General features: G+C 56.5%; 17 protein-coding genes. 4 read left to right on the top strand and 13 right to left on the bottom strand.

Annotated features, from left to right (window positions below):
- Window positions 1-5: 5 nt before the first annotated feature.
- Both AC5S26_RS17945 and AC5S26_RS17940 read right to left on the bottom strand, forming a co-directional pair.
- Window positions 6-653: a polysaccharide biosynthesis/export family protein gene (locus AC5S26_RS17945; RefSeq protein WP_494186299.1), complete on the bottom strand. Its 648-nt coding sequence runs from the start codon at window positions 651-653 to the stop codon at window positions 6-8.
- A 382-nt stretch (window positions 654-1035) separates the two neighbouring features.
- On the bottom strand, window positions 1036-4860 hold the full coding sequence (locus tag AC5S26_RS17940) for a beta strand repeat-containing protein (RefSeq protein ID WP_494186298.1): 3825 nt from the start codon (window positions 4858-4860) through the stop codon (window positions 1036-1038).
- Between the two features lie 546 nt (window positions 4861-5406).
- Here AC5S26_RS17940 and AC5S26_RS17935 point away from each other — a divergent pair.
- A complete protein-coding gene (locus AC5S26_RS17935) occupies window positions 5407-7077 on the top strand; it encodes a choice-of-anchor D domain-containing protein (RefSeq protein WP_494186297.1) in 1671 nt (556 codons plus the stop codon).
- A gap of 69 nt (window positions 7078-7146) precedes the next feature.
- On the opposite strand, the gene AC5S26_RS17930 is transcribed toward AC5S26_RS17935, so the two are convergent.
- Both AC5S26_RS17930 and AC5S26_RS17925 read right to left on the bottom strand, forming a co-directional pair.
- Entirely contained in the window at window positions 7147-8226 is a 1080-nt protein-coding gene (locus tag AC5S26_RS17930; protein ID WP_494186296.1) for a tyrosine-protein phosphatase, read from the bottom strand.
- 11 nt (window positions 8227-8237) lie between these two features.
- Window positions 8238-11729 carry a TonB-dependent receptor domain-containing protein gene (locus tag AC5S26_RS17925; RefSeq protein WP_494186295.1) on the bottom strand — a complete coding sequence of 1164 codons (3492 nt, stop codon included), beginning with the start codon at window positions 11727-11729 and terminating at the stop codon, window positions 8238-8240.
- A gap of 228 nt (window positions 11730-11957) precedes the next feature.
- Here AC5S26_RS17925 and AC5S26_RS17920 point away from each other — a divergent pair, with 228 nt between their 5' ends.
- Window positions 11958-14096: a TolB family protein gene (locus AC5S26_RS17920; RefSeq protein WP_494186294.1), complete on the top strand. Its 2139-nt coding sequence runs from the start codon at window positions 11958-11960 to the stop codon at window positions 14094-14096.
- A gap of 12 nt (window positions 14097-14108) precedes the next feature.
- Here the strand turns inward: AC5S26_RS17920 and mak are convergent, their stop codons facing one another.
- The 8 genes from mak to meaB all read right to left on the bottom strand — a co-directional run bounded on the left by mak (window position 14109) and on the right by meaB (window position 20692).
- The gene (mak, locus tag AC5S26_RS17915; RefSeq protein WP_494186293.1) at window positions 14109-15056 is read right to left on the bottom strand and encodes a fructokinase; all 948 of its coding nucleotides are present in this window, start codon (window positions 15054-15056) and stop codon (window positions 14109-14111) included.
- 62 nt (window positions 15057-15118) lie between these two features.
- Entirely contained in the window at window positions 15119-16174 is a 1056-nt protein-coding gene (locus AC5S26_RS17910) for an Asd/ArgC dimerization domain-containing protein (protein WP_494186292.1), read from the bottom strand.
- Window positions 16175-16208: 34 nt separating this feature from the next.
- Window positions 16209-17069: a CDP-diacylglycerol--serine O-phosphatidyltransferase gene (pssA, locus tag AC5S26_RS17905; RefSeq protein WP_494186291.1), complete on the bottom strand. Its 861-nt coding sequence runs from the start codon at window positions 17067-17069 to the stop codon at window positions 16209-16211.
- Window positions 17069-17719: a phosphatidylserine decarboxylase gene (locus tag AC5S26_RS17900; protein WP_494186290.1), complete on the bottom strand. Its 651-nt coding sequence runs from the start codon at window positions 17717-17719 to the stop codon at window positions 17069-17071. Before AC5S26_RS17900 ends, pssA begins: the two co-directional genes overlap by 1 nt.
- Before the next feature lie 83 nt (window positions 17720-17802).
- On the bottom strand, window positions 17803-18024 hold the full coding sequence (locus AC5S26_RS17895; RefSeq protein WP_494186289.1) for a DUF465 domain-containing protein: 222 nt from the start codon (window positions 18022-18024) through the stop codon (window positions 17803-17805).
- 261 nt (window positions 18025-18285) lie between these two features.
- Window positions 18286-18780, bottom strand: coding sequence for a ribosomal protein S18-alanine N-acetyltransferase (rimI, locus tag AC5S26_RS17890; protein WP_494186288.1), 495 nt, complete (start codon window positions 18778-18780; stop codon window positions 18286-18288).
- Window positions 18777-19448, bottom strand: a complete 672-nt coding sequence (tsaB, locus tag AC5S26_RS17885; RefSeq protein WP_494186287.1) for a tRNA (adenosine(37)-N6)-threonylcarbamoyltransferase complex dimerization subunit type 1 TsaB — start codon at window positions 19446-19448, stop codon at window positions 18777-18779. Before tsaB ends, rimI begins: the two co-directional genes overlap by 4 nt.
- Complete coding sequence (gene meaB, locus AC5S26_RS17880) at window positions 19445-20692, bottom strand: methylmalonyl Co-A mutase-associated GTPase MeaB (protein WP_494186286.1); 1248 nt, start codon at window positions 20690-20692, stop codon at window positions 19445-19447. The genes tsaB and meaB overlap by 4 nt, the downstream gene beginning before the upstream one ends.
- Before the next feature lie 79 nt (window positions 20693-20771).
- On the opposite strand from meaB, the gene AC5S26_RS17875 reads away from it, so the two are divergent.
- Together AC5S26_RS17875 and AC5S26_RS17870 are read left to right on the top strand one after the other, a co-directional pair.
- Window positions 20772-22214, top strand: coding sequence for an alpha-L-fucosidase (locus AC5S26_RS17875; protein ID WP_494186285.1), 1443 nt, complete (start codon window positions 20772-20774; stop codon window positions 22212-22214).
- Window positions 22215-22735: 521 nt separating this feature from the next.
- Window positions 22736-24067, top strand: a complete 1332-nt coding sequence (locus AC5S26_RS17870; RefSeq protein ID WP_494186284.1) for an MFS transporter — start codon at window positions 22736-22738, stop codon at window positions 24065-24067.
- Between the two features lie 83 nt (window positions 24068-24150).
- On the opposite strand, the gene AC5S26_RS17865 is transcribed toward AC5S26_RS17870, so the two are convergent.
- Window positions 24151-24291, bottom strand: coding sequence for a hypothetical protein (locus AC5S26_RS17865; protein ID WP_494186283.1), 141 nt, complete (start codon window positions 24289-24291; stop codon window positions 24151-24153).
- Window positions 24292-24321 lie beyond the last annotated feature (30 nt).

Below are 24321 nucleotides of genomic sequence, written 5' to 3'. Positions count from 1 at the left end.
TTTCCCTAGGGAACAATGACCGTGTCGCCCGGCTGAAGACTGATATTTTGCTTCGGGTCGCCGTGCACTGCGTTGTTGTAATTGAATTTCAACCGCTGAACATTGCCGCCAACATTACGAAGGATCACGATGTCCTTGCGATTGGCAAAGGTATTGAGCCCGCCTGCCTGAGCGATCAACTGCAACACAGTAATCGGTGCAATCAGGGGATATCCTCCGGGCTTCCCAACCTGGCCTGTCATGTACACCTGCCTGCTGCGAATATCCACGACGCTAACCGTAACCTGCGCATTCACCACATAGCTCGTCAGCTTTGACTTGAGTTCCTGAGCCAGCTGGTTCGAAGTCATTCCAGCGACGTGGACGTCCCCCAGAAGCGGAAGAGAGATAAACCCATCCGGCCCGACGGTGACGGTCTGCGACAGGTCCAAGTTCTTCCAGACATTGATGTGAATGATGTCCGCGGGCCCAAGGATCAGCTGCGATGTCGCGGCTAAGGCGCTGGGAATGGTGTCCGCAGATGCTGGGACATTCGCCGGAACATGCGCCGGGTTTGGCTTCGCGGCAGCAATATTCTGCCCGTAACTGCTGGTTGAACTGGCAATGAGTAGGACCGAAATGCCAAGCCGTAAAGTGGATGTAAGTGTTCGCATCGTAGCTCCGCCTAGATCCAGTGCAAATAAATGGCCAAAGCCAGCCGCTATCTGGAGAGTGTCTTTTTTGCACACTTACGCAGCACGTTGCTCAAAAATGTCTAGATAGACTGCAGACAGTTCGCAAAAAAGTGCGCACTTTTGCAAGAGGCCAACACAGGTATCGAACCCGCGAAAGGAGAAATGCATACCATCGCAGGCCGAATCCTGGGCACGAAAGTTCCGTTCACCCCTCGTCTAGAGCCTCTCCTGAAACGGAGGCCATGATCGAAGCATCTCTCCACGGAGATAATCTGGGTGGTAAACCATTTGTTTAGTGACGTTTAGAAAATAGAACCCTTCGATCCGGCGACATAGTCCCTTTTCATGACGCTCCTAAGAGTTAGGGAACCGTGATCGTCGTCTGATTGGACGGACCGCTCTCCTTACCACTGGCATCAAGGGATTTGACCACGTAGACGTATGTGTTTCCACTGACAACCGCATTATCTGTATAGACTGCAGCTGTGAGCGGGGATGAGTTGATCAATTGAAGCGCCCCACTACTCCCGACCGCCCGATACACGTTGTATCCCACCACCGGAACCGGCGAGTTGGTGGGCGCGCTCCAGCTTAGGTGGACCTCTTGAACCCCTCCTGTACCGGTACCGCCTAAAGCGACGATTGACGTACCACCGCTGGTTGAGTTGCTGCTGATCGTGATCTGGCCCGACTGGGCTCCCGCGGTCGTTGGCAGAAACTGTAGCTGCAGCGTCATCGACTGCGTCGGATTCAGCGTTACCGGAAAGCTTCCTCCAAGCAATGCGAATCCAGTCCCCGAGACCATGGCTGAATTCACCGTCAACGGCGAAGTTCCGGTTGACGTCAGCGTGAGAGTCTTTGTTGTCGATGTATCGATTGCAATACTGCCGAAGTCCAGACTTGCCGGACTGATCGTCAATTGAGGGCTTGCCGCAGTACCCGTGCCCCTTAGAGTGATCACAGCGGTACTACCGCTTGTCGAATTGCTGTTGATTGTTACCTGTCCGCTAGCCGAACCCGTCGACGCAGGACTGAACTCGATCTGTAACGTCACCGACTGCGTAGGATTCAGCGTCATCGGAAAACTCAGCCCGGGAATAGTGAATCCGGTCCCACTAATCGCTACCGAGTTCACCGTCACCGGTGAGGTTCCAGCCGATGTCAGAGTCAGAGCCTGCGTCGCCGCGGTGTTCACCATCACGCTGCCGAAGTTCAGTCTTACAGAGCTCACTGCCAGCAGCGGACTCGGGGCTGCAGTGCTGGTACCACTCAGGGAAATGAAAGTCGTGCCTCCGACCAACGAGTTGCTGCTGATCGTCAGTTGTCCGTTCGCTGACCCTGTCGATGCAGGGTCGAACTGCACCTGTAGCGTCATCGACTGCGTCGGGCTCAACGTCGCCGGAAGACTTCCGCCAACAAGAGTGAAGCCAGCCCCCGTTACACTAGCGGAATCCACCGTCACTGGCGCCGTTCCTGTTGAGATCAGAGTGACAGATCGGACAGTCGATGTGTTCACCGTCACGCTGCCAAAATTCAGCCTTCCTGCACTCACTGTCAGTTGTGGGCTCGGCGCTGCAGTGCTGGTCCCACTCAGGGAAACAATGCTAGTGCTTCCCGTCGACGAGTTGCTGCGGATCGTCAGTTGTCCGTTAGCTGATCCCGCCGCTAAAGGATTAAATTCCACCTGCAGTGTCACGGATTGTGTTGGATTCAACGTTGTCGGAAGACTGGCGCCAACAAGACTGAAACCAGCCCCCGTGACTGTGCCTGAATCCACCGTCACGGGTGCAGTTCCTGTTGAAGTCAGAGTCAGCGACTGCGTAATCGACGTATTGGTGATCACGCTGCCGAAGCTCAGGCTTCCGGCGCTTACCGTCAATTGAGGACTTGGGGCAGCGATACTCGTACCACTCAACGCTACCGTTGCGACGCTTCCTGTCGATGAATCGCTGTCGATAATCAACTGTCCATTTGCTGAGCCCGTGGTGCTTGGGCTGAACTGTATCTGCAGGGTCGTCGACTGAGCTGGATTCAGAGTGATCGGCAGACCGCCTCCGACAAGCGTGAATCCTGCACCGGTTATCTCCGCTGAGTTCACGGTCACGGGTGCTGTTCCCGTTGAAGTCAGCGTCAGTGACTGTGTCGTCGAAGTGTCCACCGTTACGTTGCCGAAGCTCAGGCTTCCAGCACTTGCTGTCAACTGCGGACTCGGTGCCGGAACACTCGTTCCGCTCAGCGCTACTGTCGCGTCGCTTCCTGTCGACGAATCGCTGCGGATAAGTATCTGTCCATTTGCTGAACCTGTGGTTGCGGGACTGAATCGAACCGGCAGAGTGATCGATTGATCTGGATCCAGTGTGATTGGGTAACTCTGAGCACCGAGAGAGAAACCGGCTCCCGAAACTGTCGCTGCGTTTATCGTCACCGGAGCAGTTCCCGTCGAAGACAGAGTGAGAGACTGTGCCGTCGTCGTGTTCACCGTTACTCTGCCGAAGCTCAGGCTTCCAGCACTTACTGTCAACTGCGGACTAGGCGCAGCGATACTGGTCCCGCTCAACGCAATTTCTGTGTCACTTCCCGTCGATGAGTTACTGCTGATCGTCAACCGCCCGCTTGCTGCACCGGTCGCCTTAGGGTTGAATCGCACCTGAAGCGTCAACGATTGCGTTGGATTCAGCGTCGCTGGCAGGTGGCCACCAGCGAGAGTGAAACCGGCTCCCGTAATCTCTGTGGAATTCACTGTCACCGGCGCTGTGCCCGTTGATGTCAGCGTCAGCGTCTGCGCCGTTACGGTGTTCACAGTCACCCTGCCAAAGCTCAGGTTTCCGGCACTCACCGTCAGCTGGGGACTCGGCGCCGCTGTGCTCGTCCCGCTGAGCATCACCGCCATCGTGCCGTCAGGCGAAGCGTTGCTGCTGATCGTCAACTGCCCGCTTGCCGAACCCGTGGCCGTAGGATGGAACTGCACCCGTAGAGTCAGCGACTGCGTGGGGTTCAACGTTGCTGGAAGAATCCCTCCCACGAGGGTAAAACCTGCTCCGGCAATTGCAGCGGAGTTGACCGTCACCGGAGTAGTCCCAGTCGAAGTCAAGGTGAGAGACTGTGCCGTCGTCGTATCTACAGTTACCTTGCCAAAGCTCAGGCTTGCCGCACTCACCGCCAATTGAGGACTCGCTGCCGCGGTTCCCGTCCCGCTCAACGCAACGACAGTAGCGCTCCCCGCGGAGGAGTCACTGCTGATGGCGAGTTGACCGCTCGTTGATCCGATCGTTGTGGGGTGGAACCGCACCAGCAGTGTCAAGGATTGCGAAGGGTTTAAAGTTGCCGGCAACGAGCCACCGGCAAGAGTAAAGCCGGCCCCGGCGATTGTGGCTGAGCTTACCTTCACCGGCTCTGTTCCTGTTGAGCTCAGCGTCAGTGCCTGCGTCGCCTCGGTGTTCACCGTCACTCCGCCAAAGCTAAGGCTTCCAGCACTTACAGTCAGCTGAGGACTAGACGCTACCGTGCTCATCCCGTTGAGCATGACCACCATCGTGCTTCCAGTCGAAGCATTGCTGGTGATTGTGAGTTGACCGCTGGCTGGTCCGATACTGGTTGGGCCGAATAAAACCGGCACCGCGGCCGACTGACCTGGACTGAGTGTCATCGGCAGATTGCTTCCTGCAATCGCAAAGCTCGCCCCGGTAACTTGGGCGGGATTCACTGTTACCGGCGACGTTCCCGTAGAGGTCAGTGTTACTGTCTGCATCCTCGAACTAAGGTTTGTAACATTGCCGAAGTTCAACTGGTTGGCGCTTTGCGACAACTGCGCAGTCAATTGCACATTGTTATGGGCTCGTCCGCGTGTCGATAACTGTGCGATCGGCCTCGAAGCCGCATCCGCAAAAGTAATCTCTCCTGAATAGTCGGATACAGCGGTGGGCACAAAGCTGACTGAGAACGTATGACTGCCGCCGGGAGGAATACTGAGCGGAAATTTTTCGGAACTATCGACGGAAAATACCGGCGAAGAAAGACTAAGTTTGGATATGTCAACAGTTATCGAGCTCTTATTCGAAACCGTAACATTGGTATGGGTCGCTTGCCCGACAATCACATCACCGAAGTCGAGTGTGCTGGGTGAAACTAGAACGGAGCCGGTCGGAGACCAAACGACACCCGATCCACAACCAGCTATCACGATCATCAGACAAACGATCGAGAGAGAGAAAAAGGCAACAGGGCCAATGCGAAGGCCCTTTATCTCTGGCGCTGGAAAACGAGCAGAACTAACTAGACGACGGGGGGAGGGACCGTACGTACTCATCTTAAATGTTTACCTCTTCAGACTTAGAAGCGTGCGTAAAGCAGAGAGGGTATTACCATACTGAATAGTCTTTTTAACTTATTTAAGCAGTTTACATAATCACATAAATTGGCTAGTTGGTAGCCACAATTAATCATCCTTTGTAAAATTCATTTGTAAGTTCACGTTCAATTATTGAATGGGAACTCCATAGATCCAGGCTCAACAGGGTACAATCATATTCGTAGTAAGCCTGATTACCAGGCTCTGTTTTGACAAATTTTACAGATCAAACACTCAAACCCATTCGCTAGTAGTGTGGGTAATCTACTTATCCGCGTAAGACGGACAATGAATTGATCTCTCGCCCGTAACATTTTTTTTGGGCTGGGCTGCCGATGTGTAGGGCCTTTCTGGTTACTAGAGATTTTCAGAAAGGCAGGCACCATGCGTAAACTTTCGACGCTTGTTTTCGTCGCGCTTTCTCTCATCCTTCCGGCACTGAGCTTCGCCCAATCATCCTCCCCAGTCTGGTTTACCCTCAACGCCCCTGAGGGATCCGTCATTACAGCTTCAAGCTCTATAACTCTCCGCTTCGGCCAGGTGGCTTCTACCTGTGCCGCAATAATGAGTAGCGGCCCCTGCAGTGGAGTAAGTGTCGGGGCACCTAGCCCTGCAGCATGGACAAGTCCCAAAACCTTCACACCGGCGTCTGGCTCAGCCAGCGTAAGTGTCGTCGTGAACGCCGCCACGTTCGGCGGTGTCGATCCCCTTCCTGGCGTATACAAGACCGTAAGTATCCAGGAAAAGACCACCGCACAAACCATCATCGCTAACGGTCAATCGGTCACCGTACCCGGGACTTCAACTCCATCGTCGTCTCAGGTATGGTTCACACTCTCTGCTCCCGAAGGAGCCGGCATAACCGCACCCGCGGCGATAACTCTTCGCTACGGTCAGTTAGCTTCCACCTGCTCCGTTGTCTCGGTAAGCAGCGGCCCTTGTCAGGGAGCGAGTGTAGGAAAACCTACCCCCGAGACATGGACCTCTCCCCAAACATTCAATCCTGCCGGTGGCGCCTCCAGTGTGAAGGTCACCGTGTCCACAGCCACATTCAATAATGTGGACCCGCTTCCCGGCGTGTACAAAACTGTGCAGATCCTGGAAAAGACCACCACTCAACCCATCACCGTCAATGGCCAGTCGATTACAGTCCCTGGAACCTCATCGCCAGCCACTTGCCAGCTGGTCGCGACTCCAGCCGCTATTACCTTCCAGAACACCACCGTCGGCTACACACTCTCCTCTACGGGCAGCATTACAAGCAACTGTCCTACAACTGTCACAGTAAGTTCCGTCCGACTCTCCGGGCCATACACCATATCCGGATTTCAAACTCCATTTTCGTTGGCTTCCGGCCAAAAACAGAACTACACCGCTGTCTTTGCGCCAACCGCCACCGGAACTGCAAACGGAAACATCACCTTCACCAGCAACGCATCCACAACTCCCAACTTGTCTGTGTCTCTTACTGGAACAGGTGTCGGCTCAACCCAGGTGGCGACACTCACAACCAGCGCAACCTCGCTCGCCTTCGGCAATGTCGCTGTCAACATTGCTCAGTCAAAGACGGTGACGATTACAAATTCAGGATCCTCATCCATCGCCGTCTCGGCCGTAAGAGTGGCGGGAACCGGATTCTCCATCAGTTCTGTCACCACTCCCTTTACTCTTACAGCCAACCAGACTCGACAAATCACCGTTATCCTTACTCCCACGACGAGCGGTTCGGCCTCGGGAGCCTTGACCATCACCAGCAACGCATCCAACCCTACCCTGACAATCCCTCTCAGCGGTACAGGTGTCTCATCCACAAAGAGCGCCGTTACGTTGTCGTGGAACCCAAGTTCTTCCCCGGTTTCCGGCTATAACATCTATCGCTCCACCGTCTCCGGTGGACCCTATTCAAAGATCAACAGTTCGACCATAACGACCGCCAGCTATACCGATCAAACTGTAGTTGGAGGATCAACCTACTACTACACAGTAACGGCGGTTAGCGCAAACATGCAGAGTGGATATTCCAACGAAGTAAAAGTCGTTGTTCCAACTCCATAAACCTTGTCCGTTTCAATGCATGAGAAGAGGCCTCGCTTCACCAGAGAGCCTCTTCTCATGCATATCTTTTTAATAAAGCAGTTTCGATTTCAGGATATCGACGTCGTTGTCCGAGAGATGGAGCGCGTCTCTTCGGAACTTATCGAATGATCCATAGTGTTGGTCGATCATGACAAAGGCGCTTCGAATATACGCCGGATCCGCAGCCATCAGAACCTTCTGCTGTTCGGGAGAGAGTCTGGCAAGAAAGGAATTAGTCTTCGCCATCGCTTTTTGGCTTTGTAAAGGTTGAGTGGTCCCCGAGCGGAAGTATTGGTTCGTGAGGGCATAGTCTGCGACGATTGTGTCCATGGGTACACCAAGGACGCGCAGCAGAATTGCGCTGAAAACTCCTGTACGATCCTTCCCTGCTGTGCAGTGATAGAGCATCGGTAGATGATCGTTTTCCAGTTGAGTGAAGATGCTTGCAAACTTGGGAGCCGCATCAACCACAAACTTGCCATAAATCTGTTCGAGATGTTCGCGGAGTTGAGCCGGGCTTGGATTGCCGGCTAGCAGCTGTTCGAGGTCTTGATTCACATTGTTGTTGGAGTTGGTTCCAATGGGTAAGGAGACTAGATCCACCGAGGGATCATCGACCCAGCGTTCCGGAGACTCCTTATTTTCTTGTTGTGTGCGAAAGTCGCAGACGACACGAATGCCAAGATGACTAAGATAGGTAAGATCGGCGGGAGTCAGATAGGTAAGTACTCCGGACCTGTACAGAAGACCCCAACGCGTGTAACGACCATCGGTAGTACGATACCCGCCGAGATCACGGAAGTTGGGTGTACCGGTAAGAGGCAGGCGGCGCAGAGAGACTTCGCGCTGCTCACCGTTATCGGGATGCAGAAAGAAATACATACGTTCTCCAGGAAGACCGGCTGAGACCGTGATGGTTTTCTCGCGGGTACTTCCGACTGACTGCATTCCGGATTTTCCGGTGGGATCGGATGAAGCAAAGATTTGAACCGAACGAGTGTCGCCGGTGAAGTCATAGCTCAGGGTGTAATGGCCGGGTGAGTCTTCAACACAGTTAAGGTTTGCAACCTCGGCAGAAACGGCTAGAGTTGAAGCAAAAAGGGCGACTGCAGTTAAAACGGATCTCATGGATTCCTCTACTAGAAGTTGAGTCGCAGACTCATCTGAATCTGGCGAGGTGTGTTGTACTGCTGCAGGAAAATCTGGCCGAAGCTGGACGACGAGATGTTTACATTCGGGCCGGCGAACTGCACGCGGTTGAAGGTGTTGAAGAATTCGGTCTTGAAATCGAGCCCCAGGCCCTCACGCAACTGGGTATGCTTAGCGACCAGCATGTCGAAGTTGAGTGTGCCAGGGCTGCGGATGGAATCGATATAACGCGGAGCATTTCCGAAGGCGAAGGCGGGCGTCTGGGCGAAGGCGGCGGGGTTGAAATAGAGACCGCCGTTCTTCATCTGGCGGCCACCGGCAACGTCTGTTGAAACTCCTGTAACCATGGGCCGCTCCGTGCCGCTGCCACCTCCGAAGGAGTTGGAGTTATTGGGCGAACTCAGAGTATTGGGCAGGCCATCGTCATAAGTGAAGAAGGTTCCGACAGAGAAGCCGCCAAGGGCATATGCGGCGACGCCACGATTGAGAAACGGCTTATTTTTGCCAACAGGCAGCTCGTACCGACCGCTAAGTCGGATGACGTTTGGCAGATCCTGTGAAGAGATCGAGCGATCGCATTCGTGACAGTAGTTGTCCTGAAATCCCTGCTGGGCGCCGACCCAGGCGCCGATATCGCCTACGTTGTCGATCATCTTGCTATGGGTGTAGGCGAAGAGCAAGGAGAGCCCATCGGAAAAGCGCCTCTCAAGACTGATCTGTAGCGCATGGTAGGTGGAATTGCCGACACCTGCCTGCAGAGCAGTTACGTTCTGAAACTGTGGAAAGGGACGAAGGAGCTGTCCGCGTTGGACAGTGGCGCGACTAAGAACAGAGGTGGGGTCTGTGATGATGCCGTAAAAGGGATTGGGGACAGTGGCGAGCAACGCACTGCCCATGCCGAGGTAAGAACTGGGAAGTTGATTGTAGTTCTGAGGAGCCATCAGGTGAACGCCGTTGTGACCGACGTAGCCAGCTGTGAGCACGAGCTGAAAAGGAAGTTGACGCTGAACGTCGAGTGAGAACTGCTCGTCGTAGCTGACAGCCTGTTTCCGCAGTGGACCGGAGATATTGAGTCCGATGTTCTGAAGCAGGCCAAGTGAGTTCCCTGTGGGCTGAGTAAGGCCACTGGGAAAAGGGCTGGAAAGATTGAACTGAGGCGTGAAGCCGTCAGCAAGCGCAGGGTTGGAGGTGGTAACGGCCGAATAACCGAGAGAGTTGTCGATAAAAGTGGGGGCCGGTTCAAAGAAGATACCGAAACCACCTCGAATGACGGTGCGATCGTCGATCTGGTAAGCGACACCAAAGCGGGGATGGAAGTGTGCATATTGTGCTTGCTGGACACGAGGCCCGACGCCATTTGTGTTGACGAAGCCAACGCCGCCCTTCAAGCCGGTAAGGCCCGGGACGCTAAGCGGTGAGGGCGTGTCGAGATCGAGATAGATGTAGCGATTGTGGATCTCGACATCAGGGGTTTCGAAGCTGTAACGCAGACCAGCGGTCACTGTGAGCTTCGGAGTAAGCCGGTACTCATCCTTGAAGAAGGTGGCGAGATAGTGATGATGATAGTCGTAGCGAGGCGTGATGCCGCTGGTAACGGTAGCTGCGCCGAGGAGTAGATCGGCGATACCGCGTCCAGACTGCGCACTGGCTGCCGCCGGATTAGGACCGCCGGTGAAGTTACTATTGGCGGAGACATTGACCTGCTGGATGGTGTTGAGCGTGACAGCGAAATAGCGGTAGTCCGCTCCCACAGTTATGGTGTGATGCCCCTTCAACCAGGAGAGGTCTCCGGCATACTGCCACACAGTGGATCGGTTTCGCTCGAAAGCACCTGCCGTCGTACCGATGGCACTTGCGCCGGCGAGAGTCGTGTAAGGGAAACTTTGAGAGGTAAGCCCAGCCGTGATGTTCTGGTTGAAACCTAAGCTGGTGACGTCGTAGCCGAGGGTAGGTGAGCTGCGGTTCGATTCGCTGTGACCGTAGGATAGATGGTGATCGAGGATGAGCGAGTTGGAAAGTACCCACGTGTGCGAGACCATCCAGCTGACACCGGGAATGCGGTTATTACCCGGTTGTGGCGAGAGATGATTGCCGTAGGGGTCGGGGTTGTTGATGTGATTGGTGAACCAGTCATAGCGGCCAAAGAAGGAATGCTTATCCGAAAACCGGTGATCGATGCGCAGGTCCCAGCGGTTATTGTTGTTGATCGAGGCCACCGAGGAGAAAAAGTTGTTCGTTGTGCTCGCACCCTGACCCGCGCGGTTGGGCAGGGGGTAATTTTTTAGAATGTTTAAACCAGCAGCGTTGATGTCGCTCGACGGAATGATATCGCCGGAGTACGGCGACCGGATGTATCGAGTGGTTCCGGTAGGGGCAGTGGGATCAAGCCTCGTAGTGTGAGGGTCGTAGATGACGATGACGTTGCCGTTCGTGTCGAAGGTCTGAGAAAAATTGCCCTGCCGTTCCAGCGCTGTGGGAACAGTTGCGAAAAAGGAACCGGCTGCCGACTGGCGAAGACCTTCATAGTCAGTGAAGAAGAAGGTGCGATTCCGGCCTTCATAGAGCTTGGGAAGCCATACTGGACCGCCGACAGCGTAGCCGAACTGATTGCGCTCGAAGTGCTGTTTCTTCTGTCCGGCATTATTGGCGTTGTAACCATTCGCATCGAAAATGCTATTTCGTAGATAGTCGTATACCGTACCGTGAAGCGCATTCGTTCCGTGCTGAGTGGCAAACGTAACGACTCCACCGCTCGTGCGTCCCCACTCCGCACCATATGCGGTGGTCAGAACCTTGAATTCACGGACGAACTCTACCGACGGAACCGCAGCGGCCTGGTTGGCATAAGCGACAGCATTGGCGGCGCCATCCAGTAGATTCTCGGTCGTTGCGCCCTTGCCGCCGTTGATGCGGAACGAATTGGTATAACTCTGACTAAGATCGTTCGTGCCGGAAGCGTTGGTCGCCGCCTGGGTGACCCCCTGAGCGAAGTTAATCGCTTGAAGAGGATTGCGGATATTCAACGGAATATTACGGACAAACTCGCTTTCCAGAACATTGCCACGATCTGGACGATCGACGATAAGTTCAGGCTCGCCTGCAGTCACAATAACGCTCTGAGAGATGGCTTCAGGTTTGAGTGTCAGGTCAAAGTCTCGGGAACCCCCTACTTCGATACGAATATTTTTAACGGTAGTGGCGGCGAAAGTAGGAGCAGTAGCCTGAAGCTCATAGATGCCAGTTGCCAGAGGCGGAAAGAGGAAGTATCCCGAGCTATTGGTTTTTGCAACCGTGACCTGGTTGGTAGAGAGCAATCTGATTTCAGCGGTCGCGTCCGTGATCGGACTGCCTCCACTATCGTTGACATGACCGCTTACCGATCCGTTCTGAGCGAAAACATGCGGAGCGGAAAAGAACACTGTCGCGATTGACAGAAGGAGCTTGCAGAGGTGCCCCTGGAGATAAGGTTTTGATTTCGCCATGAATGCAAACTTGCCACTAAGATGACCGAAGATTCGCCGTAAAGGGAGTTACAAAGGGTTTCGTAGGGTAACAAGCTGTTCAAGGCCCATTAATACAAGCTCGATAAAGTGGCGAATATGCTGCAGGAACGCCAAATAAGTGCGCAGTTGCAGCGAATCCTGCAGTCACCAGCTTTCCGAAACTCCGCCAGATCGTCACAGTTTCTGCGCTTCTGCGTGGAAAGAACGTTGACGGGGCGTGCGGGGGAGCTTAAGGAAACCACGATTGCAGTCGCATTGTTTCAGCGGGCGACCGATTACGATCCCAAGCGTGATCCCATCGTGCGTGTGCACGCGATGCGTGTGCGCGAGAAACTCTCGAACTATTACGGTTCCGATGGAAGTTCCGACAAGATTCGCATCGAGTTACCCAAAGGCGGATATGTTCCGCAAATTTCAGATGCCTCACAAATCTCTTCCGTAGGACTCGCCGTCCCGGAGATCGTAGAAAAAGCAGACGTCTCTGCGACTCTGATAAAAGGTCACCAAGCCGAGCCAGAGAACAAAACGGACTTATCTTCGTCTCCCGTATCGACAGCGGAAACAAGAGTCCATGGAACGAACCGATTTCTATGGCTCACTCTGTCAGCCATACTTTTGTGCGTTGCGTTGACGTATCCCTTGTGGAGGCGGTCGAGCGCGGCGACACCTTCGGGAGAGATGGTTCCGATCGATGGGGCGCCGGTAGTAGTGCGGGAACCTGCCTGGTCGCCCGATGGAAACTTTTTAGCCTATGCGGCACAGGAGATGCCGGATGAGCCGATGCACATCTATATCCAGGATGTGCGACACGGTGGAGCGGCCCATCGGTTGACTGCGGAGAACTCAGAGGAAAGTCGGCCAGTCTGGTCGCCGAATGGCCGGGAAGTTGCATTTGCACGAATCGTTGGTCTGTCGCGGTTCGACATTATGCGCACCACCATGGGGCAGCAGGATCTGCACACCGTAACGCAGGTACGCCTCTTCGGGCACATCATCGATCTTCATCCCGCATTGGACTGGTCGCCGGACGGAAAATTCTTACTGACCTGCGAACAGTCGTCACCACTCACTCCGGTGCGACTCGTCGTGATCTCTTTGGCGACAGGAGACAAACGGCTGTTGACATCGCCCCCCTCTCTATCCTCCGGAGATCTGGATGCGAAATTTTCGCCCGATGGCAAAACGATTGCCTTTCAACGGGGAGGCCTTGGCGACCTGTACACGGTTTCGCTGGAGGGTGAAGGTGCTGTGCCAGTGAAGCAATTGACCTCCGACAATCCCGGGGTACGTGGAATCGCCTGGACCGATGGAGGGCGCTCGATCCCTTTTGGAAGTCAACCGGATCTCTCACCCGCATATCGCATCTGGAAGATCGCTGCGGAAGGAGGGCACCCGCAACCGGTAACTCCCCAGGGATTTGATGCAAGTATGCCCTCGTTTTCCACTCGACAGGGATTGGCACTCTTGCATGGGCAGAGTGCACCACAGATGGTAGAGCAACGTCTCACAAACGCATCTCCATCACGCACTCTCCTGTCTTCCGAAGCCGGCGCCGAATGGCCGCGATACTCTCCCGACGGCAACTCGATTGCGTTTGTTAGTTCACGATCGGGCACACAGGAACTATGGCTGGTCCGCACTGAGAATGCCGAACCGCAGCAATTGACACACTTCAACGGCACCGGGAGAGTTTTATGGGCGTCATGGTCACCGGACGGCCAATCCATCGTCTTTCCGTTTCGACGAGATGGCGCGACAGTACTCTACACATACAGCTTGCAGACTGGTACCTTGCGACAGCTTACGCATACGGTTCACCGTCACTTCAGTCCCGTCTACAGCGGCGACGGACAGTATATCTACTACTCGTCGAACGACGACGGCACACCGCGCATCTGGCGAATACGCGCTGACGGATCGGCGGGAGCGGAGGCACTGTTTTGGGACGGACTGATGCAGTTCACCGTGTCGCCTGACGACAAGTGGTTCTACTCCGTGATGGAGCAGCCCGGAAATATCGAAATTGCTCGCCGCAACATAAAGACAGGGGAGAGCGAAGCCTTCGTGACACTGCCTGGTCAGTTGGCATCGCTCAACGATCTAACGATCGATGGGAATACGCTCTTCCTTGCGACGCGCGAAAGGGCTGGTACGAAGGCGAATCTCGAGCTCGTCGATCTGAAAACACGGAGAATTACAAAGGGAGCGGAGATAGAGCTGTCTATGTGGCCCGAGCCGACCACTTTCTCGATCTCGCCAAGACGGCAACTACTCATTGTGGCGCACCCCCAGATGAGTAAGACACTCTTGTACCAGTGGCTCGAACGATCCGGATCGGTTAAATAGACGGTATCTCTGTCACCGCAAAATTGGCCACAACCACGCCGCCCCTCGGACACCGCTTGAATCTCCAAACCTCGCCTGCAGAATTGGCGTATCCGCCTCTCCCCCGAATACGTATGTGGAAAGACGCTTCGGCAAGCTTGTATAAAGATGCTGCGCTAACGAGAGTCCTCCGCCCAGAACAAAAGCATCAGGGTCAAGAATATTGATTATGGTCGCCAGCCCACGCGCCAGGCGATCTTCAAGACGATCGACAACCTCGACCGCGTCTCTCTCTCCCGCCTCGAACGCTGCGATAATCTCTCTGGCCGTTCGCTGTTTTCCTGTCGTCTGTTGATAGTCCCGTGCCAGGCCCGTTCCAGAAACCCACATCTCCATACAACCCAGCTTGCCGCAGTAGCAAAGCGGCCCGGGATTCTCCTCCGGCTTCGGCCAGGGTAGAGGATTATGTCCCCACTCTCCCCCCGTGCCATTCGGTCCGGCATGCACACGTCCATCGATGGCGACTCCTCCTCCGGCACCTGTACCGAGAATTACGCCAAAGACCACATGCTTTCCTGCAGCTGCACCATCGGTCGCCTCCGACACCGCCAGGCAATTTGCATCGTTTGCAATCCTCACCACTCTCCCAAGTGCAGCAGAAAGATCCTTGTCCAGCGGACGTCCGTTCAACCAGGTCGAGTTCGCGTTCTTCACTAGCCCGGTCTTTTCCGAAATGCTCCCAGGAATCCCAGCCCCCACACTACCCGTCTGCCCTGTCTTCGATTCCAACAGCCTGACGAGTCCGACCATGGCCGCAATCGTGCCGTCGTAATCGTCTCGCGGCGTATCCACCCGATGACGAGCCAGTTCCTCTCCGCGCGAATCGATCGCCAGCCCCTCGATCTTCGTTCCCCCCAGATCGATCCCAATGCGCATCCCACTATCGCTCGACGGACGCAGTTCTCTTTCAGTTCGCAGCACGTTCTCCCCTTCCTCTTCGATCCCGCGACAGACCACCCCGTCGCTCTCTATCCCGTCCACTCTTATTGCACTTTTCCAGAAGGTCGCAACCGGCGCAATTCACCCGCGCACGCAATCGCATGCAGAGCCATGAGCTTAAGATTATCTGCAGCCAGCCACAACCAGAACCCGGTGCCGCCCTCAGTCTCTTCAGAGGCGCTCTTCACCTGGATCATGATCTCTTCCTGCCCTGCCGCGCTCAGATTGCTCGGCGGCTCCGATCCATCTGTGACGATATCAATATGATCTCCCGCTAAAGCTCGTTCCACTTCGCTTGCAGTCGTCGGCTTTTCTGTCTCCAGAAACACGGAGACAACATAGCCATGAAACACAGGAGCCTGCACCATCTGAATTGCAAGCGCAGGCAGCGTCCCATTCGACAAAGCCCCATACTGCTTTCGAATGCGTTGCTCGGTGGCTCCAAACTTCACCTTCGCCGCAGCTCCAAGAGATGGCAGCAGATTGAACGAAATCTGCGCATCGTACTGATCTCGCGGCAGCTCCTGAAACGACAACAGGCTCACCGTCTGTTGATGCATCTCGTCCATTGCGGCACGGCCATGCTCTGACGCGGGTTCCATCACCGTTGCCGCTAAAGTCTTTAATGGCAGCCGGGCCTGCATCCTTGCAGCCACCATTCCCAGCATCAAGGCCACAGGGTGTGCTGGAATCACGGCCTGTGTCCCCAGGTGCAGCTCGACACCGATAGGCGCCTGCTTGCCCAGAGCCTCCGTAATCCACGGCGACATCACCAGCACGTCCTTCTCGTCTTCAAGCGTATAGGTAAGGTCGACAATGCTCGCACCCGCTCTCCGGGCCTCATGCCAGTGCCTTGTTGTGCTGTCGTGATCTCCCGTAAAAAACACGAAATCCATATGCTCAAACGAAGCTTCCTCGATCTTCTGAATGAAAGCGGCTTCATCTCCGGTAGCGGTCAATTGCCCCGCGGTCTCGTCCTCATCTTCCAAGAGCACGACGCTCGAGGCCGCCAGCAGAGACTCCCCAAGCTCGTCGCTCAGCTCTTTACCCAGCAGCGACGAAGCTCCTACCACACCAATTCGATAGACCTTGCTTGTCATCTCCACCTGCATTCCATAGATTCGTTCGCCTGGGTCAGCGAGGCACGCCAGCCTTTCGCCTCTTCTGTCCCCACGAATACGCCAGCCGCGCCAGAACTCCCGAAACCAGGTATCCCAACGCAATAATGATCAGCACGTGCTCCGAATAAAGCGCGACCAATGCCCCTATGGCGACAATCACCGCAACCAGCTGAAAGGGATGCCGCTGACCAAGGCTAATCTCTTTTCCACTCCAGAACCGCCATGTGCTCACCATTAAAAACCCGGTGAACAGAATCAGGCCGAGCCACACAATCGACCATCGTGGATCGGCGATGGGAGCTCCACTCTCAAAGTGCACGACCGAGGCAATCACCCCAGCACCCGCCGGAATCGGCATTCCCACAAAATACTTCTTTCCCGGCCTGCCTGGATTTCTCGGCTGCGGATTGACGCTGATGTTGAACCTCGCCAACCGGCTTGCCCCGCAAATCAGAAAAAGAAAGCAGACAAAGATTCCCAGGTGCGTAATGCGATCCCGCAGATGCGGATACTCCGTCATCGGAAGCATCCGAAAGCCCCATAGAAAAGCCAGCAGGCTCGGAGCCACGCCGAAAGTAATCACATCCGCCAGTGAATCCAGTTCACGGCCAAAGTCGCTGGCCGTATTCGTAAGCCGCGCAATCATTCCATCCACGCCGTCAAACAACACGGCAAAGCCGATGGCCAGAGCGGCTCGATCGAAAAACGCCGGCTCCGCAGATGACCCCTGAATGCTCTGTGTGATCGCATAATAGCCCGCAGCGATATTGCCTGCAGTAAACAGCGATGGCAAAACATACATGCCCCGGCTCGGCCGGCGTCTCTCTCCGCGTCCTGTTCCGCCCTGCATCAGATCAGAAGATGCCGTCCCCATTAAGCCACCACAGCCGTGGCAGAGCGGTCGCCAGGCTGCCCTATCTCTGCCAGCACGGTGGAGCCTCCCCGGACGCGCGATCCCCTCTTCACTTTAAGGTTTGATTCTGCTGGCAACAATACATCCACGCGAGATCCAAACTTGATCAGGCCCACCCGCTGTCCCCGTTCCACTCTGTCTCCTGCCTTCACATTGCATACAATGCGGCGCGCCAGCAGGCCGGCAATCTGCTTGAAACTCACCTCGTAATCTCCCGCGTCGATCACGATCAGCGTCTGCTCATTGTTCAGCACCGACTCGGCCTTCATCGCATTCAAAAACGCGCCTTTGCGAAACTCGACCAGCTTTACCGTGCCGGCTACAGGAGAGCGATTCACATGCACATCGAAGACGTTAAGAAAGATGCTCAGCCTCAGCCGGCTTCCGGCAGTCGTCTCGAGCCATTCCGTATCGGTTACCAGTCCGTCCGCGGGCGACACAATCTGTCCCGCGCCAGCAGGAATCGGCCGCTGAGGATCGCGGAAAAACCATAGAAAAAAAGCCGCAAGAAGTACCGGGAGCGCTAGTAAAAGATAGGAGTGCGTCAGCAGCCAGACCATCACTGCCACGACTCCTAAACCAAGCGCGTACAAATATCCATCTCGAACCATAAGTGACTCGATTATACGGCCCATGCGCACACACTACCCCTGGCGCATGCGCCTGAGTCCTGCAGGCCGGATCACCTTCTAAATTAGAGTTGCGATTCCATGCGCCGAAGCCTCTCCATCTCATCTTTCAGGCTAAGCTTCAGCTTCTTCAAACGTACTTCTTCCAGTTTCTCCGGTTCCGTGAGAAATAGTTTCGAGCGCAACGTGTCCAGCCTGCGATCGTACAGGCTGTGCTCCTGCGCAAGCTGCTGAATGGATGGATGCGGGGCGGAATTCGGGAGCTCCGTATATTTAGCAGTCTGCATCAGACAGATACCTCCAGCTGAATCGACATCCCAACGCTGGCTCAACAAGCTACCACAGCCCCACAAAGTGAGGCAAAGCCATTTCGCCACACCGTTCAATCGAAAAGCCCAGCCTTCGATGAACAAAGCCCCAACCCCACCAACCCTCATTCCGAGCGAAGCCGAGGAATCCCTGTATTTCTTTTCAGGATTTCTCCCCAACCCAAAACTCTTCTCCCGAAGCACCGAGTGCCCACATCTGTCTCTAAGACACGGGAACGTTCAACCAGGATCGGCTGTCCGGATCTCAATCCTCATTAACACGGCGTCGTCTTCCGGAGCCTGATAATAGCGCCTTCTAAGACCCACCTCGACAAACGCCATCCTGCGATAAAGTGCAATCGCAGCGGAATTTTCCGACCGAACCTCCAGCTCCACCTCTGCAGCTTCCATCTCCCTGCACCAGGCAAGCACCCCTTCTAAAAGCGCTCTGCCAATCCCCGCACGGCGAGCCTCCTCAGCCACAACCACGCTCTCCAGCTCCGCCATGGTATCGGGGCCGCTCCCGATAACCTTGCCAACCGCAAATCCCACGAGTTGCTCTGCGCGCGCCGCTACAAGCAGGCATCGTCGTACCGACGCACCCGCATCCGCTCCTAAAATCCCCGTATACTCCGCCTCGGCCCAGTGCGGAGCCTCCGCAATGCTTCGCTCCAGCGCAACTACCGCAGGCAGATCGTTCGGTCGCGCCGACCTGACCTGAAATTTAAGGCTCACCCAACCGATCCCTTCGCCGCCTTCGCAGAGATCTCCAGGTCCGTTCGTCTGAGGTAGTTCGCATCGATCGTGGCCGCGTCGTCGAAGTTCCCCTGGGCGACCCTCTCCCTTACGAACGGCAACGCATCCGCTGCCTTGGGCTCACCTACTAGGCGCACCCCAAGAATCCCCAATGCCTCCGCCACCCGCTCCTCGCAGGCAATCAACGCTCGGACGTTCTCTGCGGTCCTGGCAATCTCCTCGGAATTCAAGAGTGTCTCGACAATTCTTTGCCTGCCCGCATAAACCCCGCAGTAAAACTCTCCGCGGCCTGCGTCGAGCACCGCGCATACATCGCCTTCAGCTTCCCTTGCACAGCCAGCCAGAACCGCCAGCCGTGAGATCGCAACCAGCGGAACCCCTCCAGCCTCGCTCAACCCTTTGGCGGCGCTCAATCCCACCCGCACCCCTGTAAACGACCCCGGCCCATGCACCACCCCGATCGCCGTAACCTCGCGCAGCTTCCATCCTTCAATCTCCATCATCTGGCGAATCACCGGCACCAGCTTCTCCGAAGCGCTTCGCCCCGGAAGCACCTCCGATACGACAATCCTCGGCTCAGCCTCACCCTCCGCCAGCGCAACGCTGCCTTCGGCCCCGCATGTGTCAATCAAGAGCAGTCGCATCATCCTTCACCTACAATCTCCACCAGCACGCCGCCTGTGCTCGCTGGATGCACAAAAAAATACCGGTGCCCTCCCGCCCCGATTCGAACCTGATCGCTCGCCAGCCTCACTCCGCTCTCCTTCAACCTCAGAAACATCGCATCCACATCCGCTACCTTCATCGCGATATGGTGCAGACCCTCCCCACGCTTCTCCAGAAACCGCCCAATCACGGAGTCTTCTGCCGTAGGCTCCAGCAGCTCCAAACGGCTCTCTCCCATCGGCAGCATCGCCACCCTCACCTGCTCGTGATCCACCGTCTCCTCATGCGCAACCGTCATTCCCAGCATCTCGTAAAACCCGCGTGCTCCGGCAACGCTCTTCACCGCCACTCCCAGATGATCGAGACGCAACCCACTCATCCACCCTCGATCCGCCTCCGAGCCGGTCCTCCCGCGCTTCGCCTCTCCGCATCGCGCAATTGCCCCCATCAGCTCCGCGATCCCCTCGCCTGCCGTCGCCACCGTCTTCACCACCGGCGGAATCCATCCAGCCGCCCCGCTCGACAGCCCCTGCATCGCGAGAATCTCCCCCACCACCTGATCCGCACCTGCGCAGTCGCTCTTGTTCACCACGAACACATCCGCGATCTCCATCACGCCCGCCTTCAGGCTCTGTACGTCGTCGCCCATGCCCGGCACCAGCACCAGCACCGTCACATCCGCCAGTCGCGCGACCTCCACCTCGTCCTGCCCCACTCCTACCGTCTCGACCAGAATCTTTATTCTTCCGGAAGCCGCGATCACATCGCACACATCGCGAACCGCTCGCGCCACGCCCCCCACCGCGCCCCGCGAAGCCATACTCCGCACATAGATTCCCGCGTCGCCCACCCTCTCCTGCATCCGGATCCGGTCCCCCAGCAGGGCTCCGCCTGTATAAGGACTCGAAGGATCGACCGCCACCACCCCCACCGTCTCCCCATTTTCCCGAAGCCACCGCGCCATCTGATCCACCAGCGTGCTCTTCCCCGCCCCCGGCGGCCCGGTTATCCCGATCCTCAAAGCCTCCCCTGCATGCCTCCTGCACTCTGCCAGCAGCTCTTCCGATCCGGCAACACCGTCCTCCACCATCGAGATCGCCCTGGCCAAGGCGCGCACGTCGCCACCCCGCAGACGCTCCAGCATCCCCTGCGCTCCTGCCGTCTTCGTCTCTCCTCCGCTCACCAGTGCGATAATAACCCCGCCTTGAAAAACCTCCCGAATCAAGCCACAAATACATTTGCACCCATGAACAAATACTTTCACCTATAATTCCCGTGCCGTAAATTAACCCAAAGGAACGCCCGTGAATCTTCTGCACCGAAGCATCGCAACCGGACTCCTGCTCGCATCCGCATCGCTCGGCTACGCCCAGCTTGAGGGCAGCAAGCCGGACGCCACTCCCACCAACCATCCGGTCCCCTCCATCCAGGACAAGGAGACGCCCGCTCAACGCGACGCCCGCATGGCCTGGTGGCGTGACGCCCGCTTCGGCATGTTCATTCACTGGGGCCTCTACTCCATCCCCGCCGGCGAGTGGCACGGCAAGCGCACCGACCACATCGGCGAATGGATCATGAATGACCTCTCCATCCCCGTCGCCGACTACAAGGCCTTCGCCACGCAGTTCAACCCCACCGGCTTCAACGCACATGACATCGTTGCCCTCGCCAAGAACGCCGGCATGAAGTACATCGTCATTACCGCGAAACATCACGACGGCTTCGCCATGTTCAACTCCAAGGTCGACCCCTTCAACATCGTCGCTGCCACCCCCTTTAAACGCGATCCCCTCAAAGAGCTCGCCGAAGAGTGCCGCAAGCAGGGCGTGAAGCTTGGCTTCTACTACTCCCAGTCGCAGGACTGGACCGCACCCGGCGGTGGCGCTGCCGTCCGCGGCGACCACAACAAGGAGACCGGCCACTGGGACAAGGCCCAGGACGGCTCCTTCGACGACTATCTCCACAAGAAGTCGATCCCCCAGATCAAGGAGCTGCTCGAGAACTACAAGGGCTACCCCGTAGTCGTCTGGTTCGATACTCCCGGCAAGGCCATGACCCCCGAGCGCTCCGCCGAGGTCGTCAAGCTGCTCAACAAGTACCCCAACCTCATCTGGAACAACCGTCTCGGCGGAACCTATAAGGGCGACACCGAAACCCCCGAGCAGTACATTCCACCGCAGGGCTTCCCCGGCGAAGACTGGGAGTCCTGCATGACCATCAACGACACCTGGGGCTACAAATCCTTCGACACCAACTTCAAATCCGAAGAGACCCTGCTCCGTAATCTCATCGATATCGCCAGCAAGGGCGGCAACTACCTGCTCAACATCGGCCCCGACTCCCATGGCATCGTTCCCCAGCCTGAGGTCGAGCGCCTCCAGGCCATGGGCAAGTGGATGAAGGTGAACGGCGAGGCAATCTACGGCACCTCGGCAACCATCTTCGACGTACCCACCGGAACCTTCAGCAACACGGAAAAAGACAAGCGTGGAAAGGCGAAGTTCACTCCCAACTGGAACTGGCGCTCCACCACCAAGGGCAACAAGGTGTACGTCGAAATCTTCGACTGGAAGGGCAGCTTCCACGTCGACAAGATGCCGCGCAAGGTCACGGGAGCCTATCTGCTTGCCGACTCTGCGCACAAGCCGCTCAAGTTCACCCAGAACGGCACCGCGCTCGACGTCCAGCTCCCCGCAAAGGCGCTCGACCCCATCGCCACCGTACTGGTCCTCAACACCACCAAATAACCAGCAAGACAAGAACCGACAGGACGCCGGAGTGCAGACAACTCTCCACCCGGCGTCCGTCTCGCCTCTGAATCACCTTGTCACCTCTACCGTCATTCCGAGCAAAACCGAGAGCCTGCCCTGATCGAAGTCGAATGGGCATCCCTGTATTTCTTCGCAGGACGCCCACGCCATACCCTCACCCATACGTCCTTCCGAGCGAAGCCGAGGAATCCCTGTATTTTTTGCAGGACCTCTCCCCCATAAACCAAAGCCGGGTATGGCCATCTTCGGCGCGAAACCGGGTCTTCACCAGACAATCCGTATCCTCTCCCGACCTCAAAGAATCCAAGCTCACCATCACCCACATCGGCAATAATTGGATGGACCACTCTTCTCGCCACCTTTTCGTTTGGTCCTTGACATACCTGACCGTTCAGAAGCTATCCTCATGCAGAAACTAATCTCATTGACATCCAACGGCCTTCGCGGCCCTTTTCCAGCAATGGTCCGACCAGCATTGCCGCCGGAGCTTTAGATTCATGTCGACGAATCCTGCCATCCGCCCGTCCGATTCGGGCTTCACCATCGCCGCTCCAGAGAAGTCCAACGTTCGCTGGTTCGTCTGCTTCCTTCTCTTCCTCGCGACGACCATCAACTATATGGACCGCTCGGTCTTCTCCCTCATCGAGCCGCTCCTGCACCTCAGCTTCATGGGCTGGATCCCCGGCGTTGACGCTGCTCACCAGACCGCCTACAACATCAACTTCGGTCGCGTCCTCATCTACTTCCAGATCGCCTATGGCATCGGCTTCCTCTTCGCCGGACGCATCATTGACAAGCTCGGAACCAAGACCGGATACGCCATCGCCATCCTCGTCTGGGGATGCGCCTCCATCAGCCACTCTCTCGTCGGCAGCGTCGCCGGCTTCTGCATCGCCCGTGTCTTCCTCGGTCTCGGCGAATCTGGAAACTTCCCCGCCGCCATTAAAGCCACCAGCGAGTGGTTTCCGTCCGAAGAGCGCGCCCTCGCCACCGGTCTCTTCAACTCCGGCTCCAACGCCTCCGCCTTCATCGCTCCCATCCTCATCGCTGCCGTCACCATGCGCTGGGGATGGCACGCGGCCTTCATCACCACCGGCTCCATGGGCCTCGTCTGGTGCGTCATCTGGCTGCTCTTCCCCTACAACAAACTCCGCCGCGGACTCACCCAGACCCAGGCCGATCTCGCCCCCGTAACCCAGGGCAAGCCCATCTACTCCGTCCTCCTCCGCCACCGGGGCTTCTGGGCCTTCTTCCTGGGTAAAGGGCTAACCGATCCGATCTGGTGGTTTTATCTCTTCTATCTTCCCAAGTTCCTCAACGACAACTACGGCCTCGATCTCAATCACGTCAAATATCCGCTCATCGTCATCTACACCATGGCCAGTGTCGGCTCCATCGCAGGCGGCTGGCTCTCCGGCTTCCTCATGAAACACGGTCGCAGCGTCAACTCAGGCCGCAAGACGGCAATGCTCATCTGCGCCATCTGCGTTCTGCCCATCATGCTCGTGCCTCACATGCACACTCTCTTCCCCACCAATGCCTGGCCCGCCATCGCTCTCTTCTGCCTGGCCACTGCAGCCCATCAGGGCTGGTCCGCCAATCTCTTCTCCACCCCGCCCGACATGTTCCCCTCCACCAGCATCAGCACAGTCGTAGGCATTGGAGGAGCTGCTGGAGCTGCCGGAGGAGCCATCTTCACCTGGATCGTCTCCCACTACTTCTCCCTTCATCCGTTACCCATCTTCGCCCTCGCAGGCTTTGCCTACGTCACGGCGCTCCTCATCTTCCAACTGCTCGTCCCGCGTCTGGGAGCAACACGAACCGCCTGATTTCCGAACCAGCCAAACAGGTTCACTTCAGAGACACGCAAAACTGCACACCCCAGGTCCCGCTCCTCAGACCTGGGGTGTTTTCACATTCCGAGCGAAGCCGAGAGCTGCCCCGAGCGAAGCCGAACGGGACCTGCGGCTCCATCGCCAAAGCAATCCAACCAAACCCGCGCCATATCCCCCTTCACGCCAACATTTGGAGCGAAGCCGGGTGCCCCATTCATGCAGCTCCATCGCATGAGTGGGCTATTTGA

This window comes from Edaphobacter sp. FHG110511_03, assembly GCF_059115365.1.
This window is presented reverse-complemented; position numbering and strand designations above follow the sequence as displayed.